Source organism: Anabaena sp. UHCC 0399 (assembly GCF_034931465.1).
GTDB lineage: Bacteria > Cyanobacteriota > Cyanobacteriia > Cyanobacteriales > Nostocaceae > Trichormus > Trichormus minutissimus.
In genome coordinates, this window is record NZ_JAYGGZ010000002.1 from 57,969 (window position 1) to 71,499 (window position 13,531).

The window sequence follows — 13,531 nt, forward strand, 5'->3', positions numbered from 1 at the left end:
GTCACGCGATACATTCACAATGTCGATGCAGCAACTTATGTGTACACCGTAGCCTGCAATTGTAGAGACTTTGCATGCAACGTCTCTACTTTAATTCTTGCTCCCCTTCCCTTGCAGGGAAGGGGTTGGGGGTTAGGTCTAAGAAAAAGTTGCTCAAGGCGTGATATTACCATTAGTTCTCGCCTACTCCATAATGATTGCATCTTTTTCACAAGGATCGCCAATGCTAGACCAGTGAACAGATGAAATATTGTTGCCTAAAATACTCATATTGTATTTGGATCGATATTTAACTCCCGCAGTTTTGCTGCAAGACGTTCTGCTTGTTGTGCAATTTCTTCCAATGTGGGTACTAGTTGATGATCTGGTGTGAAATAACGCAATAATCCCTCATCCACACCCAGATACAATCCTAATTGTTGACTCCATAAATGCCCTTGTTCATTGGGTTGCAGAGGTTGATATTCTCCATCTAATAAATGAAACCCCGCAAATTCTAAGGTGTTAGGATCAAACCAAAAATAATCCGGCGTGCGGAAGGTGTCTTGATAAATTGTTTTCTTTAAATTTTTGTCTGTGTCAGCTGTAGAGTCAGATAAAATTTCAACGATGACATTGGGATATTTGCCATGTTCTTCCCAAACAACCCAACTTTTTCTGGTTTTACGATCGCATCCTAGCACTACAAAAAAGTCCGGCCCTCGGAAAAATTCTGATTTACGTTGATAGGGACTGTAGTAAATCGTCAAGTTTCCCGCCGCATAAAAATCATTCCTCTCACGCCACAGCCATTTTAAACATTGGAGTAAGAGCATGATTTGCTCTAGATGTAGATCGCTTTCCAAGGGTGGTTCATCGCTAAATATGTCACTAGGAGGAAATATAACATCCTGGCAGATGCCTGTTTGCGGATTTTTTTCTGGAGCGATGGTCATAGGATGGATACGGCATCGAGTATGGCTTTATTGTAACAGCGTTGTCTTTTGCGATCGCTCTGTTAAGGGATTATGTAGGGTGCGTCAGTGTCAGAAAACTTAACTACACCAAGCAATTATTCATACTGACGCACCCTACTAAAACTAAGTCCAAATTCCGATATCTATAATTACTAAACAGCTATCTTATCCATAATAAACGCTGAAAATCTAATCAAACAAACTAAGCTTTAATGATAAATAGCTATTCATTTACTACAGTTGTGGACTCTGCCTACACTATGGCAATGGTTTAAATCCAGTGATGAATTTATCAAAAAATACTTGAAAAACAAGTGACTTATCATGCCATTAACTAAACCCCGTGACATTCAAGTGATGCCTATTGGCACTGATACCATAATTGTGCGATCGCGCAGTTGGTCTAGATTAAGATTTGAAATTGAATATGCTCTCGCCAAGGGTACAACAGCTAATTCTTATGTAATTCAAGGCGATAAATTTGCTCTGATTGACCCCCCAGGAGAAACCTTCACGCAAATTTACCTGGAAGCTTTACAGCAACGGTTTGATGTCAAAGCTATTGATTATGTAATTCTCGGTCACGTTAACCCTAACCGTGCTGCTACCCTCAAAGCCTTACTGGAAGTCGCACCGCAAATTACTTTCGTTTGTTCCAATCCAGGGGCAATTAATTTACGGGGTGCGTTAGAAAATCAGGAGTTACCAATTCTCGTTATGCGGGGCGACGAAACCCTAGATTTAGGCAAAGGTCATCATTTGCAATTTATCCCCACACCCAATCCCCGCTACGCAGATGCACTCTGCACCTACGACCCCCAAACCGAAATTCTCTACTCTGATAAATTATTTGCAGCGCATATTTGCGGTGATCAAGTATTTGATGAAGGTTGGCAATCTATCAACGAAGATCGCCGCTATTATTTCGATTGTGTGATTGCACCCCACGGCAAACAAGTAGAAACAGCACTAGATAAACTCGCTGATTTACCTGTGCGGATGTACGCCACCGGACACGGGCCGATAGTCCGTTACGGCTTAATTGAACTTACCCACGCCTATCGAGAATGGATTCAACAACAAGCCTCGGCTGACTTGACAGTTGCATTGATTTATGCTTCAGCCTATGGAAATACAGCAACATTAGCTCAGGCGATCGCGCGGGGGATTACTAAAGCCGGCGTGGCGGTAGAATCAATTAACTGCGAATTTACCGAACCAGAAGAAATCCGAGCGGCTGTGGAAAAGTCGGATGGTTTTGTCATTGGTTCGCCTACCCTTGGCGGCCATGCACCTACACCAGTGCAAACAGCGTTAGGAATTGTCTTATCCACCGCCACTAACAATAAACTTGCAGGTGTGTTTGGTTCATTTGGCTGGAGTGGGGAAGCGGTTGATTTAATTGAAAGCAAACTCAAAGATGCTGGTTATCGGTTTGGTTTTGATGCTATTCGCGTGAAATTCAAACCCGACGATGCAACTTTGCAATTGTGTGAAGAAGCCGGAACTGACTTCGCCCAAACCCTGAAGAAAGCTAAAAAAGTTCGTGCATCCAGCCAACCCGCCACCAACGTAGAACAAGCAGTGGGGCGACTCGTGGGTTCTTTGTGTGTTGTCACCGCCAAGCAAGGGGATATTTCCAGCGCGATGTTAGCCTCTTGGGTGGCGCAAGCTAGCTTTAATCCTCCTGGTTTAACTATTGCCGTTGCTAAAGATAGGGCAGTGGAAAGCCTAACACACTCAGGTGATAAATTTGTCCTGAATATCCTCAAAGAAGGCAATCATTTGGGATTGATGAAACAGTTCCTCAAACCCTTTAGCCCAGCACAAGACCGATTTGCTGATGTCGCCACTGAAGAAGCAGAAAACGGCAGTCCTATACTTAAGGATGCTTTAGCATACTTGGAATGTTCAGTACAAAACCGCCTGGAATCAAGCGATCATTGGTTGGTTTATGCGACTGTCGAGAATGGCAAAGTGCTAAATCAGGATGGTGTGACGGCTGTACATCACCGTAAGTCAGGCAACCATTATTAATTATTGTGCCAATTTTATGGTTAGAGAGTGGTTGCAAGGTGAGTATTCCATCAGCACAGATATCAATCAGCTAAACTTGAATGTGATACACCAGTTTCTATCTAATTCCTACTGGGGTAAGGGTTTATCGCTTGAGGTTCTCCAGCTATCCATTCAAAATTCTCTGGTATTCGGCTTATATCAAGAGAAACAACAGATTAGCTTTGCCCGCCTCGTAACAGACTATCCCACATTTGCATATGTTGCTGATGTGTTTGTTTTAGAGCCTTTTCGTGGGCAAGGTTTAGGCAAGTGGCTGCTCAAAACAATTACTTCCCACCCTGAATTGCAGGGATTGCGTCGGTGGTTGTTGGCAACGCAAGATGCTCATGAATTGTATCGACAATTTGGATTCACCGAACTTAACTATCCAAATCGCTTTATGGAGAAGTGGGACGCACCAATCTAACTTGCTTTGAAAATACCTTGCTAGGGGCGTATGAATTTACGCCCCTGATACTGAAAAAATTACAGTTTTTTCTTGATGCCACTCATTAGGTTAGGTAATATTTTTGTACGCTAGCTAATCTAATCGCACTTCCAATTCCCAACTTTTGGGAAGGAGCAGTTCAATGGATACTGTTGTCATAAATTTAGAACCAGCAGTTCGCCTCACTGACGAGCAGTTTTATAGGCTGTGCATGGCAAATCGGGATTTAAATCTAGAACTCAGTGCAACCGGAGAATTGATCATTGTGCCACCAGTGGGAGGAGAAACTGGTATTCTCGAAGCAGGCTTGATTACTAATTTGAGTATTTGGAATCGCCAAACAAAATTAGGAGTAGTTTTTAGTTCATCAACAATATTCCGGCTACCGAATGGAGCAAAACGATCGCCTGACGCAGCTTGGGTAAAATTGTCACGATGGGAAGCACTAACTATTGAGGAACGGGAGAAATTTCCGCCACTAGTGCCAGATTTTCTCATAGAACTGAGATCCAAGAGCGATCGCCTTAAGTCTCTCCAAGATAAGATGCAGGAATATATAGATAATGGCTTGCGCTTAGGCTGGTTAATTAACCCTCAAGATGGAGAGGTAGAAATTTACCGCCAGGGACAGCTAAAAGAAATAGTGAAAATGCCAACTCTACTTCTTGGTGAAGATGTTTTGCCTGGGTTTGAGTTACATATATAGTCATCTTTTTGCTTGATGAGATTTGACAGCCCCGTATTTCCAAGATACTGGTATTATTGTTGAGCAAATTTACAGGCGAAATGCTACTGGATGCAAGTGCAAATCTTAGATAAAGCTTTATCCTGCTTAGATAAAGATTAAGTGAAAACACTGTACTTAATCTTTAGTTAACCTTTAGTTATAAATTGCTTAACTTAAAACGAATAACTTTTCAGATGTACCCGTAATTCGTGATTCGTCTAACTCCGCGTGACGACTTCCGACTGATTTAGTCTACTCGGCAAACATACATGAATTATTCAGCAAGCCCTAATTAGAGCTTGGTGGGCGAATTTTCATGTGTTCAATCGGCGGAAAAGAGGTACACCGTGTCTGAAATCAAGAAGTTAAGCGTTTCAAAATTCACTACAATCATGTCTATCAAAAAGCTTATCGCCCTACTAGCTCCATCTGCTATTTTGTTAGGAGCAATGGCAACTCCAGCAGCAGCATTGACGCTCAAACCTATTGGTACTTACAACACAGGTATCTTCGGTGGAGGGGGAGCAGAAATCCCGACTTATGACCCTGTGACGAAAAGACTGTTTATAAGCAATGGAAGCACTAACAGTATTGACATCATCAATATTAGTGACCCAACTAAGCCTTCATTATTTAAGACTCTTGATATTACTACCTATGGTGGTGGGGCTAATAGCATCGCCTTCAAGAATGGCTTGCTAGTAGCAGCAGTGGAAGCATCTACCAAGCAAAATAATGGTCAGGCTGTATTTTTTAACGCCAATGGTGATTTCCTGAATTCTGTCGCTGTGGGAGCGTTGCCTGATATGCTCACCTTTACACCCGATGGAACTCGTGTGTTAGTAGCGAACGAGGGTGAACCAAATAGTTACAATCAAGCCGATAGCATTGACCCAGAAGGCTCAGTGAGTATTATTAATCTTGCTGATTTTAGTGTCACTAATGCTGGCTTTACCCAATTTAACAGCCAGATTGATCAGCTACGAACTGCGGGAGTAAGAATCTTTGGCCCTAATGCTACTGTTGCTCAGGATTTAGAGCCAGAGTACATTACTGTTTCTCAAGATTCTACTAAGGCTTGGGTGGTTTTGCAGGAAAATAATGCGATCGCTACCCTCGACTTGATCAATAATGTGTTTACAGACATTATTCCTTTAGGTTTCAAGGATCATAGCCTACCAGGAAATGGCTTTGATGCGAGCGATCGCGATAATGCTATCAACATTGCTAACTGGCCAGTTTTAGGGATGTACCAACCCGATGGTATAACTTCCTATACACTTAATGGCAAAACCTATATTCTCACAGCTAACGAGGGTGATGCTCGTGACTACACTGGTTTTTCAGAAGAAACCAGGGTAAATGACCCTACTTATGTACTCGACCCCACAGCTTTTCCTAATGCTGGTGCGTTGAAAAATAATGCCAACTTGGGTCGTTTAACAGTCACCACAACTCTCGGCAAGAATAGTGAAGGTCTGTTTGAAGAGATTTACGCTTTTGGTGGTCGTTCCTTTTCAATTTTTGAGTGGGACGAAGACACAGGTGAACTCAAGCAAGTCTATGATAGTGGCGATGACTTTGAGCAAATTACTGCCCAACTTCTACCTGAATTTTTCAACTCTGATCATGAAGAGAACAACTTTGATAACCGCAGTGACAACAAAGGCCCAGAACCAGAAGATGTCAAAATAGCCGAAATTAACGGTCGCTTTTACGCCTTCGTTGGATTAGAGCGTGTTGGGGGTGTGATGGTCTATGATATCACCGACCCAATTAAACCTACTTTTGTTAAATACGCTAACAATCGTGATTTCAACGTTAGTACAGCCATAGATGATAAAACTAATCCCGCCGTGGGAGACTTAGGATTAGAGGGGCTTCTCTTCATTTCAGCCCAAGATAGCCCCAATGGTAACCCCTTATTGGTGACAGCCAGTGAGGTCAGTGGAACTACAACTATTTTCTCAATTGATGATGGGATAAAATCTGTACCGGAGCCTGGAACTATCTTTGGCTTATTAGCTGCGGCTACAATGGGTATGCTGAAATTTAAGCGTCAAAACTAAAGCAACGTGAGTTCGACAAGTCTTTTTGACCTCTCCCCCAGCCCCTCTCCGCGTCGGAGAGGGGAGTAAAGAGCTAACATATCAACGAAAAATGGAATGGGGTTTAAAAGCCTCTCTCCTTGCAGAGAGGTTTGGAGAGGGGTTTTTTCATTCGTCGAACTCACGTTAAAGCAGATTTCTGATAAGTGCAAGAATTTAGAACCCCGGTTTCTCAGAGAAACTGGGGTTCTAAATTCTCAAGAATGAAGGATGATTGGCTATATACCAGGGTGAGAGCGAGATCGGTACGCCATCGCCACCACAAATTAATCTATTCTCTTTTCTAAATACTGCCCAATCATTAACTGTTCACCAGCGCGGGAAATAATCGTTTGTCTGGTACGATATTTACTCCCAACTAACTTTAATTCTTCCTCAAAGACTGAACCGTTATACTCTGTCCGCAGACATAGAGTTTTGGGGTTAGGGAAAGAATACTTGGCTGTGACTGGCTTAGATGTGGCAAAACCGCGATCGCGATATAATGTGCTTCCTAAAGCCCCAAATAATGTAGACCCTTGGGACTCCTGCCGATTTTTGAGGGTGTCTGTGCTAGACCAGTTAACTTCAGCACCGCAAATTAACATCACTGCATTATTTAAATTGTGTATGTGCGCTAGCTGTTGCAATTGATCACATCCTGCTTCTAAAAATCGGATGGTGATCATGCTCTGTATTTCTTTGGTATCACCGTCCGGGAGAGTGTAATAACGTCTTTCTGAGAGCCACTGACCAACTGATTCTTGAAAAAATTCGATGATTTGGGATTCATCAGCAGTGTGTGCAACTTTTAACGGTGATATCACTCGTAATTGTCCTCACCTAAAAGGAATAAAAATTTGGCTTTACCCATATAATACATGAGGATAAAAGGCAATGTTAGTTTAGAATTTTTAATATATTGGATAAATACCGAAAATTCCCAGTAATTGCCCTGGCGTTTTTGTTACTATTAAGATATATATTTAGTAAAGCTAACTATTTATATTTCAAACAATACTGTCGGCAATGTCAGAAGATAAATTATTTAGTGATTTGGATTGCCACAAGTCCTATACTTTGGGATATTCAAGTGCTTTTTTGCTCGAATTTATACCAATGTTATAGTCAAATCAAATATCAAATGTGTTTTGCCTGTGCATTAGCAATGTATTAGAAAAACTAGTTTTGACATTATTTTGTAAACATAGTAAAGTTTGACGCAAAAACCCTTTTCAAAACAATTTGTATATTCTCCAGATTTCTCTACCAGCAACATATACACGGGTTTGTTTGGTTACCAAAAGCTGTTATGTCAAAAACTTGTTTAAACAAGCTAAATAGATAATTTTGAGCCAAAATTACAGCAAAAATCGATGAAACAGCCAACTTACACACCTCTTGAGCAGTCAAATAACACACACATAAATTGCCGTGTGAAAAATCATACTGATAAAAGCAGGGTTTCCTATTTCCTATTTATAGCTTGTCTATTCAGCATGGGTATGTTAACTGCTAGTTGTGGCTCTTTACCAAAAGAATCAGCTACGGCACAGCCTCAGCCACCCACTAGAGGAGAAGGTGGTCAAGCAACACCTGTAGATGTAGCGATTGCTCGGATAGATAGATTGCAACCACAAATAGAATATACAGGTACAACCACACCATTTCAGATCATATCGCTGCGATCGCAAGTAGAAGGCAGACTATTATCTTTAAACTCAGATGTCGGTGATACAGTCAAAAAAGGGCAAACCCTTGCTCAATTAGATGACACCCTGCTATTAACCAACTTAAAACAAGCCGAAGCCGAACTAGCAGCCTTGCAATCAGAAGTAGCCAGAGCTACAACCCAAGTCAGTAATGCCCGTGCGGAAGTAGAAAGGGCGCGGCTAGAGTTAGTACAAGCCCAAGCAGATGCTAACCGCCAGCAACAATTATTCAAAGAAGGGGCAATCTCTGAGCAGATGGCTGAACAAGCAAACACCAAAGCTCAAACAGCCGCCCAAGCACTGCGGGCTACCCAAGAGCGAGTCCGCACCGAACAACAAGCTGTAGCCGCCGCTAAAGGTAGAGTATTTGCCCAAAAAGCAGTATTAGCCCAAACACAAGAACGCAGATCATATACTCGTCTGACATCTCCCATCACTGGTGTCGTCACCGAAAAAGTCTCAGAACCAGGAAATCTCTTACAAGCAGGTGGTGAAGCTTTAAAACTTGGGGACTTTAGCCGAATCAAAGTTGTCGTACAAGTTTCCGAATTAGAGTTAAGCCAAATTCAGGTAGGGCAGTCTGTACAAGTACGCTTAGATGCTTTCCCCCAAGAAAAATTAATTGGTAGAGTCACCCGCATTTCTCCCACCGCCGATGCAACAGCCCGCTTAATCCCAGTGGAAGTAGTGATTCCCAACAGTAACAACAACATCAGTAGCGGGTTACTAGCAAGAGTTAATTTTGCCACCGAAAAACCACAGCGCGTAGTGGTGTCACAAACAGCCTTGCAAAAGTCAGCCAAAACCATCGCCCCAGGTGCAGCAGAAGAACAGAATGGTAAACTCTACGTCGTGACAGACTCAGAAGGTAAAACCAAAGTTACATCTCGTGCTGTCACCCTAGGTAAAAAGGCTGATGGCAAAGTCGAAATTTTATCCGGCTTACAACCAGGCGATCGCTATGTCGTTCGTAGTGGTAGACCTTTAAAAGATGGGGAAACTGTACGTCTTTCCATTCTTTCAGAAACACCACAGGAGAAGTGATGAGTGGTGTTAGCGGTAGCGCGGCGTTTAGCCGGTAATGAGTAATGAGTAATGAGTGGTGTTAGCGGTAGCGCGGCGTTTAGCCGGTGGTGAGTTTAGTAAAAAATCAGTTTTTTGAATTTTGAATTCCCTCAAAGGGGCTTAAATGGGAGTGAAGCCAAGAGATGCAGCAAGTAAATAAAAACGGCGGATTTAGTATCAGTGCCATATCTATTCGCCGACATATTGGCACACTGATGCTAACCTTAGCAGTAATAGTTTTAGGTATCTTTTTCGTTATTAAACTACCTGTAGACTTATTGCCCTCAATTACCTATCCGCGAATTGGTGTACGCATACAAGCCCCCGGTATTTCTCCAGAGGTAGCAATTGATGAAGTCACCAAACCTCTAGAAGAAGCTTTTACTGCTACTGAGGGAGTGGTACAGGTTTTTTCTCAAACTCGTGAAGGACAAGTAAGCATAGATTTATACTTCCAACCTGGGGGAAATATTGACCAAGCCTTAAACGATGCCACAGCTGCCTTTAATAGAGCTAGAAGCACCATACCAGACAGCATTGAATCACCACGCTTATTTAAAATAGACCCTTCACAGTTACCTGTTTACGAATTTGCATTAACTTCCCCTTCCTTAAGCGGGGTAGATTTGCGGGTATTTGCCGAAGAAGAACTCGCCCGTGAATTAGGTGTTGTCCCTGGAGTCGCAGGGGTAGCTGTGTCAGGAGGTTTGCAAGAAGAGATTAGAGTCAACCTTGATTTAGACCGCTTGCAAGCTTTGGGTATCGGTTTAACCGATGTTCTAGATGAGTTGAGAAACCGCAACCAAGACATTTCTGGCGGTAGAATTTTGGGAGCGAATTCTGAGCCACTAACCCGGACTGTAGGACGCTTTAAAAGTGCGGATGAAATTAAAAACTTATCTTTTGAAGTATCTTCCCCAGCATCAAGTTCCCCGTCTTCTACACCAAATCGTCGCGTCTATTTAAGAGACTTTGCCGAAGTTATCGACGGTTCAGAACAACAAAGGATTTATGTTTCCCTTAACGGTGAACCAGCCGTCAAAGTCAGTATTCAAAAGCAGCCAGATGCGAATACTATCAACGTAGTTGATGCGGTAAAAACACGTTTAGAACAGTTGCAACAATCTAATGTTGTCCCTGAAGGGACAATTATGACACCCACCTTAGATGAATCAAAGTTTATCCGTAATTCTATTTCCAATGTTACAACTTCTGGGCTAATTGGTACAGCACTAGCCGCGATCGCAGTTCTCTTATTTCTTGGTTCTCTCAGGCAAACTTTTATTATCGTCATTGCCATTCCCTTAGCTACCCTAGCAGCAATTATCTTGATGGGGGTGTTTGGCTTAACTCTCAACGTTTTTAGTTTGGGTGGTTTAGCCTTGGGTGTTGGTATTGTCGTAGACAACTCCATTGTCATGTTAGAAAATATTGCCGAGGGTGTTGGTATGACTCCTGGCAAGGATAATAAAAGGCGTTTGCATCAGAAGGAAGTAATTTTTCAAGCAGAACAAAGTAGTAGAGAAGTAGAATCAGCTTTAATTGCCTCTACTAGTACCAACTTAGTAGCAGTGTTACCCTTCTTACTAATTGGGGGGTTTATTGCTTTACTATTTAATGAATTAATCCTCACCATTAGCTTTTCGGTAGCTACTTCCATTGTGATTGCCGCTACCGTTGTACCAATGCTCGCCTCTCGAATGTTAGGATGGCAAGTCTCTAGTTATTTAAACGAATTTTGGCTATTGCGGCAGTTTAATCGCAGCTTTGAAGCAGCTACCGGGATGTATGCTGGCTTCTTAAGAATGATATTAGGCTGGCGGTTAGTCACGATCGCGATCGCAATTATCCTATTTGGTGGTGGTAGCTTGTGGATGACCCCCCAAATCCCGCAACAAATTCTCCCCCGCATCAACACAGGACAAGCCAATTTATTCGCCCAGTTTCCCCCAGGTACGCCTCTAGAAACTAACCGCAAAGTCATGAGTGCGGTGGAAGACATCATCCGCCAACAACCAGAAACAGAATATGTTTTCTCTACAGCCGGGGGTGCATTGTTTGGGACTAATACCAATGCTAATCCCCTGCGCGGTACCAGTAATATCACCCTCAAACCCGGTAGTAATATAGATACTTACGTTGAAACAGTCACCCAAGCTTTTAACAAGTTAAATTTAGCAGGCATTCGCCTCCGCCTATCCCCTGGTCAAGTCCGGGGTTTAATTGCTAATAACTCCCCTGTCCGCAATGCTGATGTTGACGTCATTCTTCAGGGTAATACTTCACAAACCTTAGAAGAAGCTGGTCGTCAAGTTTTAGCAGCCTTAGAAGAACGCGCCACCCTATCCAGATTCCGCCCCGATGCCGATGACAGACAGCCAGAAATTCAAATTCGTCCTGACTGGGAACGAGTTGCAGCTTTGGGACTAACTACCCAAGATATCGGCAACACAATTCAAACAGCCCTGGAAGGCAGCGTCCCCACTCAATTACAACGGGACAACCGATTAGTAGATGTCAGGGTGCAATTAAATGAAACATCAGTACAAACACCTTCTCAACTTCAGAGATTACCCTTATTTGTAGATGGCAATCGCCAAGTCCGCTTAAGTGATGTTGCCCAAATTGTCGAAGACCAAGCCCCAGGAGAGATTCAGCGCATCAACCAACGCCAAGTTGCCATCTTTGCCGGCAACTTAACAGAAGGGGCTAGCTTGAGTGATGCCTTAGCACAGGTACAAACAGTAGTAGATAGCCTAGACTTACCAGAAGGTGTCAGCGTCTTACCCAGTTCAGCAGCCGCATCGAATCAAGAACTTCAAAGTTCACTGCAAATTCTAGGCGGATTAGCTTCCTTTCTGGTGTTTGTAGTTATGGCGGTGCAGTACAATTCCCTCATTGACCCCCTAGCCATTATGTTCACAATTCCCCTAGCCTTAGCTGGTGGTATTTTTGGACTTTACCTGACTCAAACTGCCATTGGTGCAACGGTAATTGTTGGTGCGGTTTTACTCGTAGGAATTGTGGTTAACAACGCCATCATCATGGTGGAATTAGCCAACCAAATCCGTGAACGAGAGCAAATTGACCGCAAAACTGCTATCTTGAAAGCTGCACCCCAAAGGTTACGCCCCATTTTAATGACTACCATCACCACAGTTTTAGGTATGTTCCCGTTAGCATTGGGAATTGGTGAAGGTTCAGAATTTCTCCAACCATTAGGTGTAGTCGTGTTTTCTGGCTTATCCTTGGCAACCATCTTGACATTATTTATTATCCCTTGCTTTTATACCCTACTTCACGATTTGCTAGGAGGAAATTGGATCAAGTCATTGTCTTTGTGGCTACGTCTATGGAAAAGAAAATTAAACAAAGTATAATTAGGCACTAAATGCTAGGCTTTCCAGTCTGATATATTGCCCCATTCTTAATAACTGTAAGGTAGGCAATACCAGGTTTCATGACTCTAAAAGCCTTGCCTAACTACCAAAATTGGCTTTCATCACAATAACCGCGCCTAGCCCATCGATGCTATTGATTTGGGCTAGGTGCGGTTTAATTATTAGCACTCCCCTGCCAGGTTACTATCGATCTCTTGCATAAATGCTGAAGCTGTCATGTTGAGCAAAGCGAAACATCTCAAAGATTCTACATTTCATTCAGAATGACACATCTCATTTTCGGACTTTTGCAAGAGGTCTTATCTTTGACGGCCACTCAGTATTAAGTATTTATATTGGTTTTATTTTGTAATTTGCTTTTCCTATAAGGCTTATTCAGTTTATTAAAAATCAAATTGTTACTGTTGAATTGTCATTTAAGAATTTTAAAATTCTCCAAATAAGCTTGCGGATTTCAGGATTCAATAGACGTATAAGTTTCTAGTCACAGCTATATTGGCTGGCTATAAATATTTACCGTCTCAAGTTTTATCATGGTTTAAAATTTGCTCCTGAGTCTGAAAAAAACCTCAATTAATCACTTCAAATATTCAAGTAGGAAATAAATATGAAACAGCTAATTACCTTTATCGTTACTGGTTTTTTATTAGTTGGTGCTTTTGGCTGTGAAGAGGCTGCTAAAAATGCCTCAGAAACTCCTAAAACTACAGATGGAACTGTTCAAACAACAGATAAAACTATCAAATCTACGGCAAAACCAACAACTATTCCAGCAGCTAGCACAGATACTAAAGCCAAAACGCAGGATCAGAAAACCTCATTAGGAAAAGCAGAGTTAGATTTAAAAAACACAGTTACTAATAAGCTAAAGACCGGCTTACCAGGGACTAAATTAGAAGTAGAAAATAAGGATGGTGAAATTATCATTAAAGGCACAGCTACTTCTAAAGAAGAACTGAAAAAAGCTGAAAAGTTAGTTAAAGAAGTCAAAGGTGTAAAGAGTGTCACAATAGAGGCACAAATGAAAGCTACGAACAAGTTTTAGATGCTCTATAGATAAAAAAGAGAAGGTAAAAA

At 42.1% G+C, this 13,531-nt stretch carries 9 protein-coding genes; 7 read left to right on the forward strand and 2 right to left on the reverse strand.

Going from position 1 to position 13,531, the window contains the following annotated elements; all coding sequences use genetic code 11:
• Window positions 1-266: 266 nt before the first annotated feature.
• On the reverse strand, window positions 267-935 hold the full coding sequence (locus tag VB693_RS01215; RefSeq protein WP_323264708.1) for a Uma2 family endonuclease: 669 nt from the start codon (window positions 933-935) through the stop codon (window positions 267-269).
• 345 nt (window positions 936-1,280) lie between these two features.
• Here VB693_RS01215 and VB693_RS01220 point away from each other — a divergent pair, with 345 nt between their 5' ends.
• The 4 genes from VB693_RS01220 (at window position 1,281) to VB693_RS01235 (ending at window position 6,258) form a co-directional block, all read left to right on the forward strand.
• Entirely contained in the window at window positions 1,281-2,993 is a 1,713-nt protein-coding gene (locus VB693_RS01220) for a diflavin flavoprotein (protein WP_323264709.1), read from the forward strand.
• A gap of 16 nt (window positions 2,994-3,009) precedes the next feature.
• The gene (locus VB693_RS01225; RefSeq protein WP_323264710.1) at window positions 3,010-3,441 is read left to right on the forward strand and encodes a GNAT family N-acetyltransferase; all 432 of its coding nucleotides are present in this window, start codon (window positions 3,010-3,012) and stop codon (window positions 3,439-3,441) included.
• Between the two features lie 163 nt (window positions 3,442-3,604).
• Window positions 3,605-4,168, forward strand: a complete 564-nt coding sequence (locus tag VB693_RS01230; RefSeq protein ID WP_323264711.1) for a Uma2 family endonuclease — start codon at window positions 3,605-3,607, stop codon at window positions 4,166-4,168.
• Between the two features lie 413 nt (window positions 4,169-4,581).
• On the forward strand, window positions 4,582-6,258 hold the full coding sequence (locus VB693_RS01235) for a choice-of-anchor I family protein (protein WP_323264712.1): 1,677 nt from the start codon (window positions 4,582-4,584) through the stop codon (window positions 6,256-6,258).
• 305 nt (window positions 6,259-6,563) lie between these two features.
• Here the strand turns inward: VB693_RS01235 and VB693_RS01240 are convergent, their stop codons facing one another.
• Window positions 6,564-7,103, reverse strand: coding sequence for a phycobiliprotein lyase (locus tag VB693_RS01240; protein ID WP_323264713.1), 540 nt, complete (start codon window positions 7,101-7,103; stop codon window positions 6,564-6,566).
• Window positions 7,104-7,652: 549 nt separating this feature from the next.
• On the opposite strand from VB693_RS01240, the gene VB693_RS01245 reads away from it, so the two are divergent.
• From VB693_RS01245 to VB693_RS01255, 3 genes are all read left to right on the forward strand, one after another.
• Window positions 7,653-9,032 carry an efflux RND transporter periplasmic adaptor subunit gene (locus VB693_RS01245; protein WP_323264714.1) on the forward strand — a complete coding sequence of 460 codons (1,380 nt, stop codon included), beginning with the start codon at window positions 7,653-7,655 and terminating at the stop codon, window positions 9,030-9,032.
• 164 nt (window positions 9,033-9,196) lie between these two features.
• Complete coding sequence (locus tag VB693_RS01250; RefSeq protein ID WP_323264715.1) at window positions 9,197-12,433, forward strand: efflux RND transporter permease subunit; 3,237 nt, start codon at window positions 9,197-9,199, stop codon at window positions 12,431-12,433.
• 628 nt (window positions 12,434-13,061) lie between these two features.
• A complete protein-coding gene (locus tag VB693_RS01255; RefSeq protein ID WP_323264716.1) occupies window positions 13,062-13,499 on the forward strand; it encodes a BON domain-containing protein in 438 nt (145 codons plus the stop codon).
• Window positions 13,500-13,531 lie beyond the last annotated feature (32 nt).

What these genes read in the sequence shown, in the direction of transcription:
- VB693_RS01215 (WP_323264708.1), bottom strand. Translation starts at nt 935, where the DNA reads ATGACCATCGCTCCAGAAAAAAATCCGCAAACAGGCATCTGCCAGGAT.
- VB693_RS01220 (WP_323264709.1), top strand. Translation starts at nt 1,281, where the DNA reads ATGCCATTAACTAAACCCCGTGACATTCAAGTGATGCCTATTGGCACT.
- VB693_RS01225 (WP_323264710.1), top strand. Translation starts at nt 3,010, where the DNA reads ATGGTTAGAGAGTGGTTGCAAGGTGAGTATTCCATCAGCACAGATATC.
- VB693_RS01230 (WP_323264711.1), top strand. Translation starts at nt 3,605, where the DNA reads ATGGATACTGTTGTCATAAATTTAGAACCAGCAGTTCGCCTCACTGAC.
- VB693_RS01235 (WP_323264712.1), top strand. Translation starts at nt 4,582, where the DNA reads ATGTCTATCAAAAAGCTTATCGCCCTACTAGCTCCATCTGCTATTTTG.
- VB693_RS01245 (WP_323264714.1), top strand. Translation starts at nt 7,653, where the DNA reads ATGAAACAGCCAACTTACACACCTCTTGAGCAGTCAAATAACACACAC.
- VB693_RS01250 (WP_323264715.1), top strand. Translation starts at nt 9,197, where the DNA reads ATGCAGCAAGTAAATAAAAACGGCGGATTTAGTATCAGTGCCATATCT.
- VB693_RS01255 (WP_323264716.1), top strand. Translation starts at nt 13,062, where the DNA reads ATGAAACAGCTAATTACCTTTATCGTTACTGGTTTTTTATTAGTTGGT.